Genomic DNA, 22,410 nt, shown 5'->3' with positions numbered 1-22,410 from the left:
GCCCGGGTGACGGCAGACCTGGGCCCGGGCGGGCCACGTGATGGGAAGGGCCCCTTCCTATACAGAAAGCGATAAGAAGGGGCCCTTCCTTGCATTTCTCTTCAGCCCCGTGCGGGCTGGCCGCCAGCAGAAAGGCCTCATCATGCGCAAGATCAGCAGCATTACGGTCGCCCTTGTTCTCGCCGCCGGGCTTGCCGGCTGTGGCGGAGGGGACGACGCCGGCTCGGACTCCGAGGTCAAGCTCGCCGGGCTGTGGCCGTTGAGTGGGCCGAACGCTACCCAGGGGACCGACGTACTGCACGGCGCCGAACTCGCCGTGGACGTCATCAACAACGACCATCCCGGGCTGGACCTGCCGCTCGGGCCGGGGAAGGGACTGCCGGGGCTGGGCGACGCGCCGGTGAAGCTGATCACCGGTGACACCCAGGGCAAGCCCGAGGTCGGTGCCGGCGAGGTGGACCGGCTGGTCACCACCGAGAAGGTCGCCGCGGTGATCGGCTCGTACCAGTCCGGCGTGACCCTGACCGCGAGCCAGCGGGCCGAGCGGCTCGGGGTTCCGTTCGTGAACGAGGCCTCGTCGTCGGTCGCGCTCACCGAGCGCGGCCTGAAGTGGTTCTTCCGGACCGGACCGACCGACGAGACCTTCGCCCGGTCGATGTTCGACTACCTCAAGGCCCGGCAGGCCGGCGGCGACCAGATCCGGACGGTCGGCATCTTCCACAGCAACGACCAGTTCGGCAACGACGGCGCCGGGGTGACCGAGAAGGTCGCCGCCGAGGCCGGCCTGCCGGTCGCGGTCAACGTGGCGTTCGACCCGACCGCGGCCGACCTGGGCTCCCAGGTGGCGCAGGTCAGGAGCAAGAACCCGGACGTGCTGTTCGTGCTCGCCTACACCGACGCGGCGATCAAGCTGATGAAGACGCTCGACCAGCTCGACTACTACCCGCCGGCGCTGCTCGCCTACGGCAGCGGCTTCGCCGACCCGGCGTTCGCCACCGGGCTCGGCCCGCTGGCCAACGGCGCGTCGAGTCGGGCCGCCTGGTCCAGCGAGATCGCCGCGAAGCGGCCGGCGGCGAAGACCGTGGCGGACCTGTTCCAGCAGCGGTACGGCGCCCCGATGACCGAGAACTCGGCGCGGGCCTTCACCGCCGTGCTGGCCCTGGCCCAGGCGATCGACACCGCCAAGTCGACCGAGCCGACCGCGATCCGGGACGCGCTGCGCGCGCTGGACATCCCCGGCGAGAAGACGATCATGCCGTGGACCGGGATCAAGTTCGACGACAAGGGCCAGAACACCGGCGCCGCCGGCGTCGTCGAGCAGATGATCGAGGGGAAGTACCGGGTCGTCTTCCCGGCCGAACTCTCCTCGGCGCAGCCGATCTGGCCGATGAACAAGGCGCAGCAGTGAGTGACCTCCTCCAGTCGGTCGTCAACGGGCTGCTGATCGGCGCGGTCTTCGCACTGGTGGCGGTCGGTCTGACCCTCATCTACGGCGTCATGGACGTGGTCAACTTCGCCCACGGCGAGATGGTCATGCTCGGCATGTACACCTCGTTCTTCGCCTGGTCGGTGCTGGGCCTCGACCCGCTGCTGTCGATCCCGCTCGCCGGGGTGTCGATCGCCCTGACCGGCCTGCTGATGTACATCGGCGCGGTCGGTCGGGTGCTCGGCAAGTCGCCGCTGGCACAGGTGATCGTCACCTTCGGACTACAGGTGTTCCTGCGCGGCCTGGCCCAGTTCCTCTGGACCCCGAACACCCGGACCGTTCCCCGGCCCTGGGCCGCCGGACTGCGCTGGGAGATCGGCCCGGTGGTGATCGGCGGACCACAGGTCATCATGGCGGCCGGGGCGCTGCTGGCCACCGGCGCGGTCGCGTACTTCATGAACCGGACCCGCCTCGGCGGCGCCGTACGGGCCGCCGGGGAGGACCCGGCGGCGGCATCGCTGATGGGGATCGACCCCCGGAAGATGTACGCCCTGTGCTGGGTGGTCGCCGGCCTGGCCACCGGGGTCGCCGGGGCGCTGCTGATGAACTCGTACTCCGCTTCGCCGACCGCCGGGGTGAGCTTCGTCCTGATGGCCTTCGTGGTGGTCGCGTTCGGCGGGTTCGGCAGCATCACCGGGGCCGCCCTGGCCGGACTGCTGGTCGGAGTCGCCCAGGGAGTCGTCGGGTTGTACGCCCCGAGCTACACCCTCGCGGCGGCGCTGGCGCTGTATCTGGTCGTCGTCCTGGTACGACCGCAGGGACTGCTGGGGACCCGATGAGCCAATCACGAGAGGTAGGACGATGAGCGCGCCGACCGTACTGCGCCAGCCGTCGCCGGCCCGGCTCCGGGCACTTCCGGTACGGCGGCCGCCGTCCTGGGCCACCGCCGTGGTGATCGTGGCCGCGCTGGCCGCGTACCCGCTGGTCTTCGCCGACTCGGCGGCGCACAACATCGGCATCCTGGCGTTGACCTTCGGCATCGCGGCCACCGGTTGGAACCTGCTCGGCGGGTACGCCGGGCAGGTCTCCTTCGGGCACGCGCTGTACTTCGGCACCGGCGCCTACACCACCGCGCTGCTGGTCCGCGACGGCTGGTCGCCCTGGCTGGCGATCGCGCTCTCGCTGCCGCTGGCCGCGTTGTTCGCCGCCGCCGTCGGCTGGCCGTGCTTCCGGCTGCGGCACCACTACTACTCGATCGCGACCATCGCCGTCGCCGAGATCGTCTTCATCCTGGTCACCAACCTGCCCGGCCTCGGGCAGGCGAACGGCTGGGAGTTGCCGGTGGTCGAGCCGTCACTGGCCAACCTTCAGTTCTCGCTGCTCGACAAGCGGCCGTACTACTACGTGGCGCTCGGCTTCTTCTGCCTCGCCGCGCTCGCCGTCTGGCTGTTCCTGCGGGGCCGGGCCGGAAACTACGTCCGCGCCATCCGCGACGACCAGGTCGCCGCGGCGGCGGTCGGGATCGACGTACACCGGTACAAGCTGGCCGCCGCGGCCCTGTCCGGAGCGATCACCGCGCTGGCCGGTGGCTTCTACGTGATGTACGTCCTCTTCGTCGACCCGCCCTCGGGGCTCGGACTGGACCTCTCGGTCTCGTTCACCCTGATGGCCGTGCTCGGTGGGGTCGGCCGGTTCTGGGGGCCGCTGCTCGGTGCCTGGGTGCTGGTCTTCGTCCAGGACTTCACCCGGCAGGAGTTCTCCGGCAGCGGCCGTTCGGTGGACCTGCTGCTCTACGGCGCGCTGATCATTCTGGTGTCGATCACCGAGCCGGGCGGCCTGCTGGCCATCGGGCAACGGTTGTGGGCGCCGGTCGCCCGACGACTGGGCCGGACGTCCCGGACGGAAACCGACCCTGAGCCGGCCGAGTCTGCTGAGGTGAAGGCATGACCACGACTTTGTTGAAGGTCGACAGCCTGTCCTGCCGGTTCGGTGGACTGTGGGCCAACCGCGACGTCAGCTTCGAGGTCGAGCAGGGCGCCATCATGGGCCTGATCGGACCCAACGGCGCCGGCAAGAGCACGCTCTTCTCCATGGTGGCCGGTGCCCAGCGCCCCACCGCGGGCCGGTTGTACTTCGACGGCCGGGACGTCACCGGCTGGCCACCGCACGCGGCGGCCCGGGCCGGGGTCGGCCGCACCTTCCAACTGATGCGGGTCTTCGGCTCGATGAGCGTGCTGGACAACCTGACCACGGCGTCGTTCGTCCGGCATCCCCGGTTGCGGGACGCCCGGCGGCGGGCCCGGGAGGTCGCCGAACTGGCCGGACTGGTTCCGGTGCTGGACTCGCCGGCCGCGTCGCTCACCGCGGCCTGGAAGAAGCGGTTGGAGATGGGACGGGCGCTCGCCACCGACCCGAAACTGCTGCTGCTCGACGAGGTGCTCTCCGGCCTGACCCCCACCGAGGCGCGCGAGGCGGTGGAGATCGTCCGCACCATCAACCGTGGCGGCGTCACCATCCTGATGGTGGAACACGTAATGGAGGTCATCATGCCGCTCTGCCACCGGCTGGTCGTGCTGCACTACGGGCAGAAGATCAGCGAGGGCGCGCCGGAGCAGGTCGCGCACGATCCGACCGTGGTCGAGGCGTACCTCGGAAAGGCCCTGTAGATGCTGACCGTGAGCGATCTCCATGTGGACTACGCCGGGGTCGTCGCGCTGCGCGGCGTCGACCTGCGGGTCGAACCCGGCGAGCTGGTGGCGCTGGTCGGTGCGAACGGGGCCGGCAAGAGCACGCTGCTCGCGGCCGTCTCCGGACTGCACCGACCGGTACGCGGCACGGTGACCTTCCTCGACGAGGACGTGAGCAGGCTGCCGGCGTACCGGATCGCCCGCCGGGGTGCGGTGCTGGTGCCGGAGGGGCGGCGGCTGTTCGGGCACCAGACGGTCCTGCAGAACCTGCTGCTCGGCGGCTACCACCGCAGCGCGGAAGAGCGGGAGGCGGACCTGTCCCGGGTGTACGAACTCTTCCCGATCCTGGCCGAGCGGTCCGGTCAGCGCGCCGGCACGCTCTCCGGGGGCGAGCAGCAGATGGTGGCACTGGGCAGGGCGCTGATGAGTCGACCGAAGCTGCTGATGCTCGACGAGCCGTCGCTCGGCATCTCGCCGAAGTTCACCAGGATGATTTTCGAGGTGCTCGCCGAGATCCGCCGCGCCGGCACCACCATGCTGCTCGTCGAGCAGAACCTGCGGGCCGCGCTGGAGCTGGCCGACCGGGCGTACGTGCTCCAGACCGGCGAGGTGGTGATGTCCGGCCCGGCCGACGAACTCGCCGAGTCCGACGAGGTACGGCGCTCGTACCTCGGACTGTGAGCCGCGTCGACGAGGGGTGGACGGCGGTGCGGATCATCCCGGTGGGCCTGCGTGCGCTGCTGGTCGAGGTTCCGGAGCCGGCGCACGCCCACGCGCTGGTCGCCGAACTCGACCGGCGGCGGGAACGCGGGGAGCTGCCCGGCGTCGAGGACGTCGTACCCGGCGAACTCACCGTGCTGGTCGACGGGCTCGACGATCCGGCGGGCCTGGCGGCGCAGCTCGCGGCCTGGCGGCCGACGTCGGCCCGCCCGCCGGACGGCCCGCTGGTCGAGGTCCCGGTCCGGTACGACGGTGCCGACCTCGCCGAGGTCGCCTGGGCATGGCAGGTGCCCGAGGAGGACGTCGGGCGGATCCACAGCGCCCCGGAGTACCGGGTCGCGTTCTGCGGCTTCGCGCCCGGCTTCGGTTACCTGACCGGACTGCCCGAGCGGTACCACCTACCCCGGCGGGCGGTGCCCCGGACCCGGGTGCCGGCCGGGTCGGTCGCGCTGGCCGGCGGCTACGCCGGGATCTACCCACGGGACTCGCCGGGCGGCTGGCAGTTGCTCGGCCGCACCGACCTCGTGCTCTTCGATCCGGGCCGGGACCCGGTCGCCCTGCTCACCCCCGGCACCCGGGTCCGGTTCCGGGACGTCGACGGATGAGCGGCGGACGATTCGTCGAGGTGGTCCGGTCCGGCGCGCTCAGCACCGTGCAGGACCTCGGCCGCCCCGGGCACGCCCACCTCGGCGTACCCCGGTCGGGAGCGCTCGACCTGCCGGCGCACCTGCTGGCGAACCGGTTGGTCGGCAACCCCGCCGACGCGGCGACGATCGAGACGACGATCACCGGTGTGTCGCTGCGGGTCGGTCAGGCCGCCACCGTCGCGGTCACCGGGGCGTGGGCGCCGGTGAGCGTCAACGGCCGCCCGGTGGGCTGGTCGGCGCCGGTGTCGGTGCCGGCGGGCGCACGCGTCGACGTGGCCACGGCGAAGCGTGGTCTCCGCAGCTACCTCGCCTTCTCCGGCGGCATCGCCGTTGCGCCGGTACTCGGGAGCAGGTCGACCGACCTGCTCTCGGGACTCGGGCCGTCCCCGCTCGCGGTCGGCGACCGGCTGCCGCTGGGTGAGGCCGCCGGCCCACCCGCCCCGGTCGACGTCGCCCCGACCGGGACGCTGACCGAGGAGATGACCCTGCGGGTCGTGCTCGGCCCGCGCGCCGACTGGTTCACCGACGACGCGCCGGGGATCCTCACCGGGGCCGGATACCGGGTGTCCATGCTGAGCAACCGGGTGGGGATGCGGCTGGAGGGACCCGCGCTGCCCCGCCGGATAGGTGGCGAGTTGCGCAGCGAGGGAGTGGTGCTCGGCGCCGTCCAGGTGCCCGCCGCCGGCACTCCCGTCATCTTCCTCGCCGACCATCCGACCATGGGCGGCTACCCCGTGATCGGCGTGGTGCACCCGGACGACCTCCCACTGGCCGCCCAGGCCGCCCCCGGCACCCCGATCCGGTTCCGGATCGTCGAGGGTGTGAGGAGGGGGCCCTTCTTATACAGAAAACGATAAGCGGGGGCCCTTCCTTACACCTGTGCGGACAAGATCATGATTGGATGGGCGCGTCCGGGCGGACGTGCCGGCGAAAGGAGCACATGATGACCGTGACCCCCCGTCCCGGGTTCCACCTCGCGATCCCGGTCGACGACCTGGACCGGGCCCGTGCCTTCTACGGAGGCGTGCTCGGGCTCGCCGAGGGCCGGTCGGCGGACGCCTGGGTGGACTGGAACTTCTACGGCCACCAGATGGTGACCCACGTCGTACCGGCGGCACGGCAGGCGGACGCGGGCCACAACCCGGTCGACGGGCACGACGTACCGGTGCCGCACTTCGGGCTCATCCTCTCCATCGACGACTTCCACGCCCTGGCCGACCGGATCCGGGCCGGCGGTGGGACGTTCGTGATCGAGCCCTATCTCCGGTTCGCCGGGGAGCCGGGGGAGCAGTGGACGATGTTCTTCCGCGACCCGGCCGGCAACGCCCTGGAGTTCAAGGCATTCCGCGACGAGTCGCAGATCTTCGCCAAGTGAGGTTCGTTCCGGTGAACGTCGTCAGCCCGTCCACGGCCGGAGTTTCTCCGGGTTCCGTACCGCCCAGATGTGTTTGATCCGGTCGCCCGCGATGTCGAACGCCATCACCGTCACGGTGATGCCCTCCTGCTGAGCCACCAGACCGGGCTGACCGTTGACCGTACGCTCCAGGATCGTCAGGTCGGACACCCTGCCGGCGAGATCGACGAAGACGCGCGCGACCTGCTCGCCACCTTCGATCGGGCGGAGCTCGGCGCTGACGAGGCCGCCGCCGTCACCGATCGCCGTGACGTCGGGGTCGAGGAGGCCGACGAGGGCGCCGATGTCCCTGGCTTCCCATGCCCGCTTGAAGTCCCTGACGATGTCGGCCTGCTGCGCCGTCGGAGTCGCGGGAGCCTGCGACGCGCGGATGCGACGGCGGGCCGACGAGGCCAGCTGGCGACATGCCGCCGGGGTACGGCCGACGATCTCGGCCACTTCGGCGAAGGAGTAGCGGAAGACGTCGTGCAGGATGAACGCGACGCGCTCGGCCGGGGTCATCGATTCGAGCACGACGAGGAAAGCCATGTTGATCGACTCGTCGAGGGTGACCCGGTCGGCCGGGTCGACGGGCATCCCGTCCGACCGCCCGTTGATCCACTCCATGCGATCGGGCAGTGGCTCCGGGATCCATTCGCCCACGTAGCGCTCCCGCCTGGCCCGTGCCGAGCCGAGCAGGTCGAGGCAGATCCGACTGGCGACCGTCGTCAGCCAGCCGCCGGGGGATCCGATGCCTTCCCGCTGCTGCGGGGACATGGCGTACCAGCGGGCGTACGTCTCCTGTACGACATCCTCGGCCTCGGCCAGCGAGCCGACGAGTCGGTACGCGAGACTGATCAGCTGACGCCGCTCGCTCATGATCGCGTCCAGGCCCGGGTCGACCCGGCCGCCTCCCGGCTCGGATTGCCTGCTCATGGTGTTGCCGACTCCCTTGGTCGCCGCTGTCCTCAGCAGTACGACGAGACATCGCACCGAACTGTGAGGTTGCGCGTCGCCCCACAGTACGAGGATCGCGTCGTCGTACCGCTGAAGATCGGCCTCGCCGGTCGATAACCGATCGACACGCGGGGTGGGGCGTTCTAGCCTCGGCGATGCCGAACGTTCCTCCGACCGAAGAGGGTGCATTTCATGACGGTTCGACCCGCCGCGACCGACCACGACGGAATCGCGGCGCCAGCCGTCATGACTCCTTCGGACGTAAGGACAACCAGTAGTGGATCTTCCACGTAGCTTCACCATCCGCGAGAGCAGCCACCGCATCCACAGCCCGTTCAGCCCGGAGAAGCTGGCGGTCCTGGGCCAGGCGCTGCGCCCGGCGCCGGGGACGAGAATTCTCGACCTGGCCTGCGGCACCGGCGAGATGCTCTGCACCTGGGCCCGCGACCATCGGCTGACCGGCACCGGGGTGGACATCAGCACGGTGTTCATCGCCTCGGCCGAGGCGCGGGCGATCGAACTCGGCGTCGCCGACCGGGTCTGTTTCGTGCACGGCGACGCGTCGGGCCACGTCGCGGACGAACCCGTCGAGATCGCCGCGTGCATCGGTGCCACCTGGATCGGCGGTGGCATGCCCGGCACCGTCGAGCTGCTCCGGCGCAGCCTCGGCCCAGGCGGGACGATGCTGATCGGCGAACCGTACTGGCGGCGCGAGCCACCGGACCGGGCCACGGTCGAGGCCTGCCACGCGACCGACCGGGACGACTTCCGCCCCCTGCCGGAACTGATCGAACAGTTCGGCGAGCTCGGCTGCGACGTCGTGGAGATGGTCCTCGCCGACCGGGACAGTTGGGACCGCTACGTCGCGGCGCAGTGGCTCAACATCCGCCGCTGGCTCGACGACAATCCCGACGACGAGCTGGCCGCCGACATGCGTGCGGAACTCACCGTCGCCCCCGTCCAGCACGTCCGCTACCAGCGCGAATACCTCGGCTGGGGCGTCTTCGCACTGATGGACCGCTGAATCGTGACCCCGGTGCGTCCCGACCAATCTTGACCGGTCGGGACGCACCGGGGTTACATGATTCGGTGACCTCCTTCGAGGTGATCACCATGGGTCGGGTGGGTGTCGACGTCTATCCCCTCCAGACCCGCACCCGACTGCCCGACGTGGAGACGTTCGGCAAGTTCCTCGGTGGCAGCGCCACCAACGTCGCCGTGGCGGCGGCCCGGTACGGCCGGCGGGTCGCCCTGATCAGCCGGACCGGAGCCGACCCGTTCGGCGAGTACGTACACCGTGCGCTCGTCGGCTTCGGCGTGGACGACCGGTGGGTCACTCCGGTTCCCGGGCTGCCCACCCCGGTGACCTTCTGCGAGATCTTCCCCCCGGACGACTTCCCGATCTACTTCTACCGCTATCCCAAGGCGCCGGACCTGGAGATCCGCCCGGAGGAACTGGACCTGGCCGCGATCCGGGCGGCCGGGGTCTTCTGGTTCACCGGCACCGGGCTGTGCGAGCTGCCGAGCCGGGACGCGCACTTCGCCGCGCTGGGGGTCCGGGGACGCGCCGAGAACACCGTCTTCGACCTCGACTACCGGGCGGCGTTCTGGTCCTCCCGCGAGGACGCCCGGGCCGCGTACGAGTCGGCGCTGCGCTACGCCACCGTCGCGGTCGGCAATCTCGACGAGTGCGCCGCCGCGGTGGGGGAGCGGGAGCCGCATGCCGCGGCCGAGGCGCTGCTGGCCCGGGGCGTACGGCTGGCCGTGGTCAAACGGGGACCCGGCGGGGTGCTCGCCCGGACCGCCGACGAGCTGGTCGAGGTGCCTCCGGTGGAGATCGAGGTGATGAACGGCCTGGGCGCCGGGGACGCCTTCGGCGGCGCGCTGTGTCACGGGCTGCTCGCCGGCTGGCCGCTGGCCCGGGTCGTACGCTTCGCCAACGCGGCCGGAGCGATCGTCGCGTCGCGGCTCGCCTGCTCCGCCGCGATGCCGTCCAGTGCCGAGGTCGAACAGGTGCTCACCGAGGTCGACCCGGCGCCCTCCGACGTCGAGCCGCGACACCCGGTCGGTTAGGTCGGCCCGGGGCGCCGGTCATCGCACCCGGCCGCCGCCCCGGATGCCGTCCGGCCAGTTCCGCCAGCGTCGAAGGCTCGGCTCGGCCGATCCACCGGGAGATGTTCCGCCCGGACGGATCCGGAGACGGCACGGACGATGGCGCGGGTGCGGGCTGATCTACCAATGCAAACGCGTGACGGCGCTTTGAAGCGAATATCCCACTCTCCACTTGAACATATAGTCCGTAGGGGGACTTGCGGCAAGACGGTGGTGCCGAGGCAGAATTTGGGGCCGTGAGCTGGGCCGGCTTGCGACCGGCGGAGGCAGACCCGTATGTGGTTCAGGTTCACGATGCGCCGACCAACCAGGAAACAAGGTCCTGACAAAGGAAGTTCTGATGAGGGTGTTGCTGTCGACAATCGGATCGCGGGGCGATGTCCAGCCGCTGGTGGCCCTGGCGCTGCAGTTGAAGGCTCTCGGTCAGGAGGTCCACCTCTGTGCGCCGCCCGACTTCCGTGACTGGATCGACAGTCTCGGCATCCCCGTCACACCCATCGGCCCCGAGCTGCGCAAGTCTGCGCTCTTCAGCGCGCCACTGGCCGCGCCGGCCCAATTCTCTCCCCGGCGCCGACGTCAGTTGGCGGAAGCCACCGTCGCCACCCAATTCGAGACGATCGCGGCGGCAGCCCAAGGCTGCGGCATCATCGTGGCAGCAACAGCCCTACAGATCGCCGCTCGTTCACTGGCAGAGATGATGAAGATTCCTTACGTCTTCGTCGCCTACTGCCCGACAGTTCTGCCGTCACCGCACCATGCGCCACCGCCATTTCCTCTACCGGGACAGGTACCGGCGCCGGCAACGGCCGACAACCGCGAACTCTGGGCTGGGAATGCACGACGCTTCCACGAGACGTTCGGCAGCTTGCTCAACTCTCATCGGGCATCAGTCGGCCTGGCCCCGGTCAGCGACATCCGCAGCCACATCTTCACCGACCGGCCCTGGCTGGCCGCCGACCCGACGTTGGGGCCCTGGCCCGATCCCGCAGACCCAACCGTGTTTCAGACGGGCGCCTGGATTCTGCCGGATGAGCGTCCACTGCCCTCGGAGCTGGAGACCTTCCTCCAGGCCGGCGACCCACCCATCTACTTCGGGTTCGGCAGCATGGGCGCGCCGCAAAACCTCAACCAAGTGATGATCCAGACGGCCCGCGCGCTCGGGCGTCGTGCGATCGTGTCTCGGGGGTGGGCCGGCCTGTCACTGGTTGACGACGAAGCCGACTGCCTGGCCGTCGGTGAGGTCAACCAGCAGGCGCTGTTCGCACGGGTTGCCGCCGTCGTCCACCACGGCGGCGCGGGCACCACCACCGTGGCCGCGCGAGCCGGAGCACCCCAGGTCGTCATTCCCCAGCTGTACGACCAGCACTATTGGGCACGGCAGATCCACCACCTCGGCATCGGAACCGCGCACGCACCCGGCACACCGACGACCGAGTCGCTGACCACGGCTCTCAAGCACACCCTCCGACCCGACGTGGCCGCCCGTGCCCGCTCCATCGCCACCGCAGTACGCAGCGACGGCGCACAGGCCGCCGCCCAGTGCCTGATCGCCGCCGAGACCCACAGCTCCTTCTGAAACTGGTTCTTCTCCGGTCCGGGGTCCTCGCCTGCGGATCGGCGTGAACACCACCCCCCGCGCGCAGGTGCTGATCAACTACTTGCCATCGGTCACGACGCCCACCGGGCAGCCGGGCCAGGAGTCAGCCTTCGCGCGGGTGGGTGCTGAAGAAGCGCCAGATCGATTCCGTCGCGGCCAGCTCCGTTGCCGGCGGGTCCAGCCCGAGTAGGCGCTCCGCCGTCGACTGGGGCGCACCCGGCCATTGGTGCCCGGCCCCGGCGATGGTGATCAGCTCGACGTCGCGTCCGGCCGGGCAGCGGGCAGCCGACGTGGTGGCCGCTCCGGCGGTACGCACCTCTGGAGCGGCGCAGCGCGCGACCTCACGCCACCTGTCGATCTGATCAGGTACGGGGCCGCCATCGATCTTGATTGGAAACGGCCCGAAGCCGCTGTTGTTCAGCTTTCCCGGCCGGCCGTCGTACGGGACCAGGTTGTCGGCCGTGCCATGGATGTGGATCACGGAGGTCGGTGTCGGCGACGGGCACTGTCCGAGCTGCTTTCCCGCCACCACCCCGATCGCCGCGAAGGTAGTGGTCTCGCAGGCCAGCCGGTAGGCGAGCATCCCGCCGTTGGACATCCCGGCGACGTAGGTCCGGTCTGGGTCGACTGGCAGCTTGGCGGAGATGGCGGCCACCGTGGCGCTGATGAACGTCACGTCGTCGACGCCGTCATGCGCCGGTGGCCCGCAGCACCCGGCGCTCACCGCCCAAAATCGGTCGAGCCCGTTCGGGTACGCGACGACGAACTCGTGACGGTCCGCAGCGGTGTTCCACCCGTACGCCGTCTCCGCCTGGCGGGCGCTGCCGAGCGCGCCGTGCAGCATCACCACCAGCGGTACCGGCGCCGACATCGGCAGCGTTGCCGGCCGGTACAGCCGGAACGTGCGGTTCCTGCCGTCCACGGTCATGCTGTGGGCGGACGACCCTACGGCAACGGCCGGACTGTGTGGGGCGGGAGAGGCCGCTGCGGACCTGGTCGGTGCGGTCGGGGCCGGTGCGGTCGGGGTGGCCGTCTCCCGCCTCGGCGGCCGCACCGCGTCGCAGCCGATCAGCACGGTGAGGACGCCCGCGATCGCCAGCACCGCCGGCGTGGCGCAGCGGACGGTTGCCGCTCTCCTGGTTCGCCGGTTCATGAAGCCTCCGCCCCTGCGGTGATCCGGTACTCGTCGCTCGTGGTCGCGGGCCGGTCGGCGTCCTACCCCGACCGGCCCGCGCCCATCCGGAATCGTTACTCCCTGCCGATCCTCGCTCCCTTTCCAAGAGGATGGTCATGTCCCCGAAGGGAGGTCATCCTTTGGCGGCGGAGGACCGGGAGTTGGCCACGGGCAGTCGGATCAGCTCCCACCCGCCCTCCGGGACATCATCACCCTTTCCGGTCCGCAGGTTCATCGGGTTCGCCATGCCGAGGTAGATAGCTGACCGGTCGGCCACCATGGTGCGGACCCCGTAGTTGAGGTAATTGCCGAGTCCGGTGGTGTCCAGCGGCTTGGCAGGTTTGCCCTTGTTGTCGAACACCCACAGGTCGGCTCCGTACGACGCGGGATCCGCGGCGCCGAGCCCGGCCCGGACCGCGCCGCCGAGCGCGGGCGGCAGGCCGTTGCTGACATAGCTCCAGTCCATGGTGCCCACGTACAGCGAACCTCCGGTCACCACCATCTTCCAGATGTAGTTGTTGTAGCCGTTACCGAATCCCGCCGCGCCGAACTTGGGCCTGTACCCGGTCCGAGTTGGCTGCCAGCCGCCCGCTCCGTCGTTCGCCTTCGGATCGAAGGCGGGTAGTTCCGAGGCGCCGTACAGCAGTTCGGCGGACGCCTTGCCCTTGTCGAACCTGCTCGCCCGGAAGATGCTCGCCGTGCGCTGCGTATTCTCGACCGCGAGGACGCCCTGCTCGTCACTTGCCGGCTTGTGCCGCGTCGTGTGCGTCTGCGTGGCCTTCAGCGGCATGTGCATCGTTCCCCAGTAGAGGTAACCGCCGTAGGAGGCGAGGCCGCCGAGGCCGTACGTTGCGGCCACGACGGGATCCGGCTCGTACTGGGTCACGTTCCACACCTGCTTCCAACGCTTGGCATCGGCCGTGGTGAGTCCCCGCTTACCGTCCGTCAGCCACCGGCTCACCCATACCCCAGCGGTGATCGGGCCTCGGCCATCGAGGCTGATGCTGGGCCAGGTGGTGACGAAGATCCGGCCTTTGTGCACGGCGATGTCGGCGACCTGTGCCGGCAGGTTGCCCACCACGGCGAATCTGAACGGGTTGGACTTGTTGCCGGTCCAGCGCAGCACCGCGCCTCCGGCCATGCCGTCGGGTCCCACGCCGACACCGGCGTAGAGAGCGCCGTCGGCCACCAGGAAGTGCCGGATGTTGCCGTACACGGTGAGGGTCGTCGACCCGAGGTACCGGCCCGAGGCGCCGTCAAACGCGAAGAGGTTGATGCCGAGCGGACCCGGTCCCCCGAGAAGTACGACACCCCGGTGTGAGCCGGCGGCACGGATACCCACCGTCGTCTCCAACCGTTGCTTGTCAATCCGGGATTTCTTGCTGATGGTTCCGGTCTTGTCGGTCAGTTTCCGCGACGACGTGTCGTAGAGGTACACCTTCGGTGGGCGCAGGTCGCCCCCTGCCGCCGGTATGAACGGGTTTGCTACTCGCTGCTGGCTCTCGCCGTACTCGCACACGAAGTCGTCGTTCTCGATCGGTTCGGTCTGCCCGAGGCCTATCCCGAGGGTGAGGCAGTGGACGTTGGCCGCTGTCCCGAACCACACGTGGTCGCCTGACTTGGTCAGGCCCCACACGTACGACTGATTCACCTTCGGCTGCCCGGCTTCGCAGTCCGGCCCCGGCGTGTCCTGCGTACCGATTCCGAGAAAGCACTCGTCCGGTGCGGCCTTGGCCAGCAGTCCCGGTCTGGTGGCCAGCGCTGCCAACTGTCTGTCCGTCTCGGGCGGCTCGTCGTCGAGCAGGTGTCTGTCTCCCGGGCTTCTGGCGTTGACGGTGCCGTCCGCGGCGGGCATGGTGGCGAGCGTCAGGGTGGCAGCCAGAACGGTGGCGGTGGAGAGTAGGGACCGTCCAGCGATCCGGGTCATGTTCATGCGTGGCTCCATTCTTGGGTAGCGGTTCGTCGCGTGGCTGTCGCCACGAACGTCGGGTTGGGCGGAGGACCGGGCGCAGGAACGCTTCGGCGGGCAGCAGGGCTGGCCACCCGCTGTCCCGCAAGGTGACGGGTGTAGGGCAGGCCGTTCCGTCGATGTGGCTCCCGGCACGGGGAGCGTGAGGGCGAGAGTCTGCCGGGCAAGCGGACAGAGCGCCCAAATCAGTCTGAGTTAGCACCAAAATGAGTGCTGTGTGCCATCAGGTCCTCCAGCGCGAGATCGGCGGCAACCAGGCTGCATCATGACAGTAACTCGCGAATCGGGCGATAGGTGCAGGAAGTTTCGGAATAGCAAGCGGTCGTGTCAACCAGGGAGGATCGTTCGCTTCTCGGAGGAACGGGACGCTCCTGGGGAGATCAGGTCGTACGGGGATGGTCGCCGCGATAACCCTCTAGTGGGGTCTTGGGTCGCTGACCTGCTGAAACGCCGCCAAAGCGGGTAAGTTGGCAGGCGTCGAGACCGGCGCCCACGAAAACCGCATCGGCGCGGCGGACGAGGTGGTGGGGTACCGGAAACACCGGCCATGACGGGAGTTCGATGAACGCACCCGCCGGGATTGATCCCGTGATCGTCATTAACCCGTGTGGTGGGGTCGAGCCTGGCCCGCGGATCGTGGTGGCCGCCGGCGTCGGTGGTGGCGTGGGGGTGTTCGATCTCGCCAGGGGCGACCGCCGGACGTTGTCGGCGCTGGAACGGGCGGCATCGTGGTCGGCGAGGCCGGTCGGGGTGCGAGTGCCGGCGAATTGCGTGGCCACGGTGACCGATGTGGAGCGGGCCGCGGGGGACCGGATGGGCCTGGTGGTGTTGCCGGCGGACGGTGCGTGGCCGCAGGCCGAGGCTGCCCGGCGGCATCGGGTGCTGGTGGAGGTGACAAGTCGTACCGAAGCACGTGCGGCGGCTACGGCCGGTGCGCACGGGTTGATCCTGCGCGGTTCGGAGGCGGGCGGGCGGGTCGGTGAGCTGAGTTCCTTCATCCTGTTGCAGCAGTTGCTGGCCGATGAGGCGCTGGACCTGCCGGTATGGGTGGCCGGCGGGATCGGGCCGATGGCGGCCGCCGCATGTGTGGTCGGTGGGGCGGCAGGTGTGGTTCTGGACAGCCAGTTGGCGCTGATGCCGGAGTCGGATCTGCCGGAGGACGTGCGGGCCGTGATCGGGCGGATGGACGGTTCGGAGACGGTGCTGTGCGAAGGCGTGCGGGGGGTACGCCGCGACGGCAGGCCGGACGGCACGGGCGAGTTGCTGCCGGTTGGCCAGGACGGCTGGTTGGCGGCGGTGTTCCGAGAACGTTGGGGGAGTACCGCTGCGGCGGTGCGCGGTATCCGTACGGCGATCGGGGATGCGGTGGGGGACTCCGTGGCGGGCCGGCTGCTGGCGCCGGGTGCACCGTTGGCCCGGTCGCTGGGTGTGCGGATCCCGGTGGCGCAGGGGCCGATGACGCGGGTCAGCGACGTGGCGGGGTTCGCGGCGGCGGTGGCCGATGACGGCGCGTTGCCGTTTATCGCGCTCGCCCTGGCAGGTGGCGAACAGTCCCAGCGGATGCTGCGGGAGGCCGCGCAGGCCTTGGGCGAGCGCCCGTGGGGGGTGGGTGTGCTCGGCTTCGTCCCGGAGGAGCTACGGACAGCGCAGCTCGCCGCCGTGCGGGAGGTCCGACCGCGGGTGGCGATCATCGCGGGCGGCCGGCCGGCGCAGGCCAAGGCGCTCGAGGCCGAGGGCATCAGCACGTTCCTGCATGTGCCGTCACCGGGATTGTTGCGGCAGTTCCTCCGCACCGGGGCGCGGCGGTTCGTGTTCGAGGGGGCCGAGTGCGGTGGGCACGTGGGTCCGCGGACGAGCTTTGCGCTGTGGGAGGCGCAGGTGCTGACCCTCGCGGACTTCCTCGACGGTGTCCCGGCCGAGACCGCCGCGCAGGTGCAGGTGTTCTTCGCCGGTGGTATCCACGACGCGCGTTCGGCCGCGATGGTGGCGGCGTTGGCGGGCCCGCTGGCGCGCCGCGGCGTGCAGGTCGGGGTGTTGATGGGTACCGCGTACCTGTTCACCCGCGAGGCGGTCGAGTGTGGGGCGATCCAGCCGCTGTTCCAGCGTGAGGCGATCGCGGCGACGGGGACGGCGGTGCTCGAGACGGCGCCGGGACACGTGACCCGCTGCCTGCCCAGCCCGTACGTCGACGACTTCCAGCGGGTACGGCAGGAGCTGGTCGCGGCGGGGGCGGCCGGCAGGCAGGTGTGGGAGCAGTTGGAGATGCTCAACGTCGGCCGGCTGCGAATCGCCAGCAAGGGCAGACGGCGCGAAGAAGACGCGCTCGTCGCGGTGGACGAGGCGGGTCAGCACACCGAAGGGCTGTTCATGGCGGGCCAGGTCGTCGTGCTGCGCGATGCCCAGACGACAGTGGCCGGCCTACACACCGGAGTGACCGTCGGTGCCCAGCACTTCCACGCCGAGCGGATCGAGGCGCTGGCAGCGACGCTCGGGCCGGGCGCCGAGCGGGCCGAGCAGGTGCCGGCGGCGCCGCTGGATGTCGCCATCGTAGGTATGTCCTGCGTCTTTCCGGGCTCACCGGACCTGGCCAGCTTCTGGCAGACGATCCTCAGCGGCCGCGATGCCATCACCGAGGTGCCCGCGCAGCGGTGGCCGGTGGACACCTACTACGCGTCCGAGGTGGAGCCGGGGCAGGCGGGCCGGATCAGCGTGTCGAAGTGGGGCGGGTTCATCGCACCCGTGCCGTTCGACGCCATCGGGTACGGCATTCCGCCGGCGGCGTTGGCCAGCATCGACCCGACCCAGCTGCTGGCCCTGGAAGCCGCGCACCGGGCCCTCGTCGACGCCGGGTACCGCTACGACGGGCCGGGCATCGACCACTCTCGTACCGGGGTGGTGTTCGGCGCCGAAGCGGGTAGCGACATGGGGCACGCGCAGACCCTGCGCACGATGCTGCCGGCGTACCTCGGCGGGGTTCCCGCCGAGTTGGAAGCGCAGTTGCCCACGGTCACCGAGGATTCGTTTCCCGGTGTGCTGGCCAACGTGATCGCCGGACGGGTCGCGAACCGACTGGACCTGGGTGGACCGAACTTCACCGTGGACGCGGCGTGCGCCTCGTCGCTGGCGGCCCTGGACGCGGCGTGCAAGGAACTGGCCGCGGGCACCAGCGACCTGATGGTTTGCGGCGGCGCCGACCTGCACAACGGCATCAACGACTATCTGATGTTCACCTCGGCGCACGCGCTGTCGCCGACGGGCCGGTGCCGTCCGTTCGACAGCACCGGCGACGGCATCGCCCTCGGCGAGGGCGTCGCGTGTGTGGTGCTCAAGCGGCTCGCCGACGCCGACCGCGACGGTGACCGCATCTACGCGGTCATCAAGGGGGTCGGCAGCGCCAGCGACGGACGAGCCCTGGGCCTGACCGCGCCGCGTGCCGCGGGGCAGCGCCGGGCACTCGACCGGGCATACGCGCGCAGTGGTATCTCGCCCCGGCAGGTCGGGCTGGTCGAGGGGCACGGCACCGGCACCGTCGTCGGGGACCGTACCGAGCTGGAGACCCTGACGCGTCTGTTCGTCGAGTCGGGTGTGCGGCCAGGCGGGTGCGCGCTCGGCTCGGTGAAGTCGCAGATCGGCCACACCAAGTGCGCCGCCGGGCTGGCGGGTGTGATCAAGGCAGCGCTCGCGCTGCACACCAAGGTCCGACCGCCGACCATCAACCTGACCCGCCCCAATCCGGCGTGGGATGCACAGCGCAGCCCGTTCGCCTTCTACACGCAGGCCCGGCCATGGAGCTCACCGGCCGGCGAGCGGGTCGCCGGAGTCAGCGCGTTCGGCTTCGGTGGCACCAACTACCACGTCGTGCTCGCCGCGCACCCGCACGCACCCGAACCGCGCCACGCCCGTCAGGAGTGGCCGGCAGAGCTGTTCTGCTTCCGCGGACCGGACCGGGCGGCGGGGCACCGGGCCGTGCAGAAGCTCGTCGCCGCACTGCGGACCACCGACCGGTACGGCCGGTCGTGGCGACTACGCGACTTGGCGGCCACGGCCGCCACCCAGGCCGACCCGCGCTCCGGACCCGTCCAGGTGGCGATCGTCGCTCGCGACACAGGCGAACTCGACCTGCTGCTGCATCGCGCGCTCGGCGGCGAGCACGATCCCGAACAGGGACTCATCCAGCCACCACCGCAGGTCGCTGGTTCGGGCACGGCCGGCGGGAAGGTGGCGTTCCTGTTCCCCGGGCAGGGCAGCCAACGTCCCGGCGCCCTGGCCGAACTATTCGTCGCCTTTCCCGAACTGCAGGAGTACCTCACGCTCGGCGAGGAATGGGCGGAGTTGCTGTTTCCACCGGCCGCGTTCGATCCCGCCACCGAACGGGCGCAGCAGCAGCGGATCCGCGACACCCGGGTGGCCCAGCCCGTGCTCGGCATCGGCGGACTCGCCGTCGACCACCTGCTCCGCCGGCTCAACATCCACCCCGACCTCACCGCAGGACACAGCTACGGCGAACTCGTCGCGCTGTGCGCCGCCGGCGCCTACGACCCGCCAACCCTGCTGCGGCTCAGCCGACAACGCGCCGAGGCGATCCTCACCGCCACCGGTGACGATCCGGGCAGCATGGTGGCGGTCACCGCCACCGCCGAACGCCTCGCCACCCTCCTGGAGAGCGCCGGCCTCGCCGACCAGGTCGTCCTGGCCAACCGCAACGCACCCACCCAGCAGGTGATCTCCGGTCCCACCCCGGCGATGCAGGCGGCGACCACCGCGCTGAAGGCCGCGGGCCTGACGGCCCGCAGACTCGACGTCGCCTGCGCCTTCCACAGCCCGCTCGTCGCTGCCGGTGTGGACCGCTTCGCGCGGGTGCTCGCCAGCCAACCGGTCACCCCGCCGAGCATCCCGGTCTGGTCCAACCGCACCGCCGGCGCCTATCCGACGGACCCCGACGAGATACGGCACGAGCTTGCCACCCAGATCGGCGCCCCGGTCCGTTTCGCCGAACAGATCGAGGCCATGTACGCCGCCGGCGCCCGCACCTTCGTCGAGGCCGGCCCCGGGCAGGTGCTCACCCGCTTCGTCCGGGCCATCCTCGCCGACCGGCCACACCTCGCCACCGCCTGCGACCGGCGTACCGGCGAGGGGCTTCGCGACTTCCTCATCACCGTGGCGCACCTGGCCTGCGTCGGCGTCCCCGTACAGACCGGCTGGCTGTTCCATGGCCGCGACACCGTGGTGGCCACCGCGGCCGCGCCCGACAGCCGCCCGTTCTGGACCGTGGACGGGCAACTCGTCCGCGACCGCGACGGCGGCAGTCTCCCAGGCGGCATGACGCCCCCACGACGCATCAAGGAGTTGTCAATGACCGCAGCAATCGGTCCCGTCGACGACGGCCGCCACGACCGTGACGAGCGAGGAGGCCGGGACGGACTCCTCGCCGAGTTTCTCCGTGTCAATCGTGAGATGGTCGCCTCCCAGCGTGACGTCATGCTCGCCTACTTCGGCGACACCAACGGTGGGCCCGTCGCCGGGCGGCCGGCGGAGACATTCCACCCGGTAGGCTCGCCGATCGACACGGCACACGTCATCGCGAGTCCACCGTCGCGGTCGGGCACAGTGCACCAGGCCCTACCGGTTTCGCCAGCGACAATCGGTCCGTCGGCGCCGGTGCCGCCGGTGCCGGCCGCGATCAGCCCATCCGTGCCGATCCCGGCCGGACCGGCGACGGGCACGGCGTCGGTGTTCGGGCAGCCCGGCAACGAGGCGGCCGGCACCCTCACCGGGAGTGCCCTGACCGCCGCACCGGCCGCCACACTCGCGGCGGAACCGCCGGACATCGGCTTCCAGGCCGCGGTGCTGACGGTGCTCAGCGAGCGGACCGGCTACCCGGTCGACCTACTCGACCTCGACCTGGACCTGGAAGCCGACCTCAGCATTGATTCGATCAAGCGGGCAGAGGTGGCCGGCGAGGTGGCCGCCCGCCTCGGCCTACGCGTCGAGGGTGACGAGTCGGAGCTGGAGGAGCTGGTCAAGGCCCGGACCGTACGCGGGATCGTCGAGTTGCTCACCACCCGCGTGGGCGAGGCGGTGGCCGCGGCGGTCCCGGCGCCGTCCTCGGTCGTACCCGCCCAGCCGGCACACGCCACCGGGCTGTCCACCGCACCGGCACAGACCCGTACGGCGCCCGCCGTGCCCCCCGCCGGGCAGGAGCCTTCGGCGGCGCGGCCGGTGACGGCGGCAGACGGCGCGGCACCGGTGGACGGTGACCTGCGGCTGGGCGTCACGCCGATACGGATGCTCCGCACGTTGGTTCCGGTCCCGGAAGTGTCACGGCGACCGGCGACGGTGCTCGCGGGTGCCACCTTCGTGGTCACCGGGCCCGGTCCGGCGGTCGTCCGAGTGGTTGAGCTGCTGCGCCGGCACGGGGCGACCGTACGAACCGGCACGGCTGCCGAGCCGGGCAGCATCGAGGGCGCGGACGGGCTGGTCATGCTCGACGCGTTGGCCGCTGGGCAGGCGCCGCTGCTGCCCGGCGCGTTCGAACTGATCAAGCGGGTGCTGGCAGGCGGGCCGCGCTGGGTGGTGGCGATCGCCGACCCGAGTGCCGGTGCGGGGGCGGACGGTATGCCCGGCCTGTTCCGCACCATCGCCCGGGAGTACCCGTCGATCACCTCGCGGCTGGTCGTCGTGGACGGTGCGCAGCCTGGGGAGCGGCTCGCCGAGCAGGTCGTCGACGAGTTGCTCGCTGGGGGCGATACGGCCGTGGTGCACCGTAGCGGCGACGTACGGCGCACGTACGATCTGGCGCCGGTGAGCCTCGGGGTGCTGGCGGCTGGTGGTGCCGGCCCGGCCGGCGATGGCGTGGCAGAGGCCCGGGCGATCGGTCTGGACCATGACTCGGTGGTGGTGCTGGTCGGCGGCGCACGCGGCATCACCTCCTGGTTCACCCGGGCCCTCGGTTCGGCCGCCCGGTGCCGCATCGAGTTGGCCGCCCGCACCCCGCTGCCGCAGGGCCCGCAGGATCCGGTACTGGCGGAGGCCACGGACGCGACGGCGGTGCGGGCGGTGCTTGCGCACCAGCGCATCGGCTCCCCGGCGACGATCGCCCGCACGGCCCAGGCGATCCTGGCAGGCCGGGAGGTCGAGGCCACCCTGCGGGAACTGGGTGAGCTGGGGGCCAAGGCGCGCTACCACAACCTCGACGTACGCGACGCGGAGGCGACCAAGCGGCTGCTCACGGCGATCCACGGCGAGTACGGCCGGATCGACGGTCTGGTGTACGCCGCCGGCGTGATCGAGGACAAGCTCATCGCCGACAAGGATCCGCAGTCGTTCGCCCGCGTCTTCGACACCAAGGCAGCGGGTGCTCGGGCGCTGCTGGGCGCGCTGGACGGCCTGGCCAGCCGGCCGAGGTTCGTGATGCTGTTCGGCAGCGTCGCCGCGGCGTACGGCAGCCGCGGTCAGGGCGACTACGCGGCGGCCAACGACGCTCTGGAGACGATCGGCGAGCGCTGGGCGGCCCGTACCGGCAGCCGGTGCCTGACCGTCCACTGGGGGCCGTGGGCGCCGGCCGAGGGCCACGGCGGCATGGTCACCCCTGAGCTGGGCCGAGACTTCGCCCGGCGCGGCATCGGCCTGATCGACCCCGAGGAAGGCGCGCTGAGCCTGCTGGCCGAATTGGCCTGGGGCGACCCGGCTCTCACCTCGGTCGTCTACACCGCCTCGGTCTGGTGACCG

At 70.8% G+C, this 22,410-nt stretch carries 15 protein-coding genes; 12 read left to right on the top strand and 3 right to left on the bottom strand.

Annotation, left to right across the window (positions count from 1 at the left end; all coding sequences use genetic code 11):
* Nucleotides 1-142: 142 nt before the first annotated feature.
* The 8 genes from ACFP2T_RS07060 (at nucleotide 143) to ACFP2T_RS07025 (ending at nucleotide 6,855) form a co-directional block, all read left to right on the top strand.
* Entirely contained in the window at nucleotides 143-1,408 is a 1,266-nt protein-coding gene (locus ACFP2T_RS07060) for an ABC transporter substrate-binding protein (RefSeq protein ID WP_377418779.1), read from the top strand.
* The gene (locus tag ACFP2T_RS07055; protein ID WP_377418776.1) at nucleotides 1,405-2,265 is read left to right on the top strand and encodes a branched-chain amino acid ABC transporter permease; all 861 of its coding nucleotides are present in this window, start codon (nucleotides 1,405-1,407) and stop codon (nucleotides 2,263-2,265) included. Before ACFP2T_RS07060 ends, ACFP2T_RS07055 begins: the two co-directional genes overlap by 4 nt.
* Before the next feature lie 22 nt (nucleotides 2,266-2,287).
* On the top strand, nucleotides 2,288-3,373 hold the full coding sequence (locus ACFP2T_RS07050; protein ID WP_377418773.1) for a branched-chain amino acid ABC transporter permease: 1,086 nt from the start codon (nucleotides 2,288-2,290) through the stop codon (nucleotides 3,371-3,373).
* Nucleotides 3,370-4,092: an ABC transporter ATP-binding protein gene (locus tag ACFP2T_RS07045; protein WP_377418770.1), complete on the top strand. Its 723-nt coding sequence runs from the start codon at nucleotides 3,370-3,372 to the stop codon at nucleotides 4,090-4,092. The genes ACFP2T_RS07050 and ACFP2T_RS07045 overlap by 4 nt, the downstream gene beginning before the upstream one ends.
* The gene (locus tag ACFP2T_RS07040) at nucleotides 4,093-4,794 is read left to right on the top strand and encodes an ABC transporter ATP-binding protein (RefSeq protein ID WP_377418767.1); all 702 of its coding nucleotides are present in this window, start codon (nucleotides 4,093-4,095) and stop codon (nucleotides 4,792-4,794) included.
* 26 nt (nucleotides 4,795-4,820) lie between these two features.
* Nucleotides 4,821-5,438 (top strand): 5-oxoprolinase subunit PxpB, encoded by a 618-nt coding sequence (gene pxpB, locus ACFP2T_RS07035; protein ID WP_377419923.1) that lies wholly within the window; start codon nucleotides 4,821-4,823, stop codon nucleotides 5,436-5,438.
* Nucleotides 5,435-6,337 (top strand): 5-oxoprolinase subunit C family protein, encoded by a 903-nt coding sequence (locus ACFP2T_RS07030; protein WP_377418764.1) that lies wholly within the window; start codon nucleotides 5,435-5,437, stop codon nucleotides 6,335-6,337. The genes pxpB and ACFP2T_RS07030 overlap by 4 nt, the downstream gene beginning before the upstream one ends.
* A gap of 86 nt (nucleotides 6,338-6,423) precedes the next feature.
* Nucleotides 6,424-6,855, top strand: a complete 432-nt coding sequence (locus tag ACFP2T_RS07025) for a VOC family protein (protein ID WP_377418761.1) — start codon at nucleotides 6,424-6,426, stop codon at nucleotides 6,853-6,855.
* Nucleotides 6,856-6,876: 21 nt separating this feature from the next.
* Here ACFP2T_RS07025 and sigJ read toward each other — a convergent pair whose 3' ends face one another.
* Nucleotides 6,877-7,809: an RNA polymerase sigma factor SigJ gene (gene sigJ / locus ACFP2T_RS07020; protein WP_377418758.1), complete on the bottom strand. Its 933-nt coding sequence runs from the start codon at nucleotides 7,807-7,809 to the stop codon at nucleotides 6,877-6,879.
* A gap of 298 nt (nucleotides 7,810-8,107) precedes the next feature.
* Here sigJ and ACFP2T_RS07015 point away from each other — a divergent pair, with 298 nt between their 5' ends.
* The 3 genes from ACFP2T_RS07015 to ACFP2T_RS07005 all read left to right on the top strand — a co-directional run bounded on the left by ACFP2T_RS07015 (nucleotide 8,108) and on the right by ACFP2T_RS07005 (nucleotide 11,518).
* Nucleotides 8,108-8,854 (top strand): SAM-dependent methyltransferase, encoded by a 747-nt coding sequence (locus ACFP2T_RS07015; protein WP_377418756.1) that lies wholly within the window; start codon nucleotides 8,108-8,110, stop codon nucleotides 8,852-8,854.
* A gap of 65 nt (nucleotides 8,855-8,919) precedes the next feature.
* Nucleotides 8,920-9,903: a 5-dehydro-2-deoxygluconokinase gene (gene iolC, locus ACFP2T_RS07010; protein WP_377418753.1), complete on the top strand. Its 984-nt coding sequence runs from the start codon at nucleotides 8,920-8,922 to the stop codon at nucleotides 9,901-9,903.
* 379 nt (nucleotides 9,904-10,282) lie between these two features.
* Nucleotides 10,283-11,518 carry a glycosyltransferase gene (locus tag ACFP2T_RS07005; RefSeq protein WP_377418750.1) on the top strand — a complete coding sequence of 412 codons (1,236 nt, stop codon included), beginning with the start codon at nucleotides 10,283-10,285 and terminating at the stop codon, nucleotides 11,516-11,518.
* A 124-nt stretch (nucleotides 11,519-11,642) separates the two neighbouring features.
* Here ACFP2T_RS07005 and ACFP2T_RS07000 read toward each other — a convergent pair whose 3' ends face one another.
* Both ACFP2T_RS07000 and ACFP2T_RS06995 read right to left on the bottom strand, forming a co-directional pair.
* Nucleotides 11,643-12,692: a CE1 family esterase gene (locus tag ACFP2T_RS07000; protein ID WP_377418747.1), complete on the bottom strand. Its 1,050-nt coding sequence runs from the start codon at nucleotides 12,690-12,692 to the stop codon at nucleotides 11,643-11,645.
* 154 nt (nucleotides 12,693-12,846) lie between these two features.
* A complete protein-coding gene (locus ACFP2T_RS06995; protein ID WP_377418744.1) occupies nucleotides 12,847-14,646 on the bottom strand; it encodes a hypothetical protein in 1,800 nt (599 codons plus the stop codon).
* A 624-nt stretch (nucleotides 14,647-15,270) separates the two neighbouring features.
* On the opposite strand from ACFP2T_RS06995, the gene ACFP2T_RS06990 reads away from it, so the two are divergent.
* Nucleotides 15,271-22,407 carry an SDR family oxidoreductase gene (locus tag ACFP2T_RS06990; RefSeq protein ID WP_377418741.1) on the top strand — a complete coding sequence of 2,379 codons (7,137 nt, stop codon included), beginning with the start codon at nucleotides 15,271-15,273 and terminating at the stop codon, nucleotides 22,405-22,407.
* The last annotated feature ends 3 nt before the right edge of the window (nucleotides 22,408-22,410 follow it).

Origin of the sequence: Plantactinospora solaniradicis (genome assembly GCF_042658085.1) — a bacterium.
In the GTDB taxonomy this organism is placed as follows: domain Bacteria; phylum Actinomycetota; class Actinomycetes; order Mycobacteriales; family Micromonosporaceae; genus Plantactinospora; species Plantactinospora solaniradicis.
Note: the sequence above shows the minus strand (reverse complement) of the source record. Positions and strands in the feature narration are given on the sequence as shown.

What these genes read in the sequence shown, in the direction of transcription:
- ACFP2T_RS07040 (WP_377418767.1), top strand. Translation starts at nt 4,093, where the DNA reads ATGCTGACCGTGAGCGATCTCCATGTGGACTACGCCGGGGTCGTCGCG.
- ACFP2T_RS07060 (WP_377418779.1), top strand. Translation starts at nt 143, where the DNA reads ATGCGCAAGATCAGCAGCATTACGGTCGCCCTTGTTCTCGCCGCCGGG.
- ACFP2T_RS07005 (WP_377418750.1), top strand. Translation starts at nt 10,283, where the DNA reads ATGAGGGTGTTGCTGTCGACAATCGGATCGCGGGGCGATGTCCAGCCG.
- ACFP2T_RS07025 (WP_377418761.1), top strand. Translation starts at nt 6,424, where the DNA reads ATGACCGTGACCCCCCGTCCCGGGTTCCACCTCGCGATCCCGGTCGAC.
- ACFP2T_RS07030 (WP_377418764.1), top strand. Translation starts at nt 5,435, where the DNA reads ATGAGCGGCGGACGATTCGTCGAGGTGGTCCGGTCCGGCGCGCTCAGC.
- ACFP2T_RS07050 (WP_377418773.1), top strand. Translation starts at nt 2,288, where the DNA reads ATGAGCGCGCCGACCGTACTGCGCCAGCCGTCGCCGGCCCGGCTCCGG.
- ACFP2T_RS07000 (WP_377418747.1), bottom strand. Translation starts at nt 12,692, where the DNA reads ATGAACCGGCGAACCAGGAGAGCGGCAACCGTCCGCTGCGCCACGCCG.
- ACFP2T_RS06995 (WP_377418744.1), bottom strand. Translation starts at nt 14,646, where the DNA reads ATGAACATGACCCGGATCGCTGGACGGTCCCTACTCTCCACCGCCACC.
- sigJ (WP_377418758.1), bottom strand. Translation starts at nt 7,809, where the DNA reads ATGAGCAGGCAATCCGAGCCGGGAGGCGGCCGGGTCGACCCGGGCCTG.
- ACFP2T_RS07045 (WP_377418770.1), top strand. Translation starts at nt 3,370, where the DNA reads ATGACCACGACTTTGTTGAAGGTCGACAGCCTGTCCTGCCGGTTCGGT.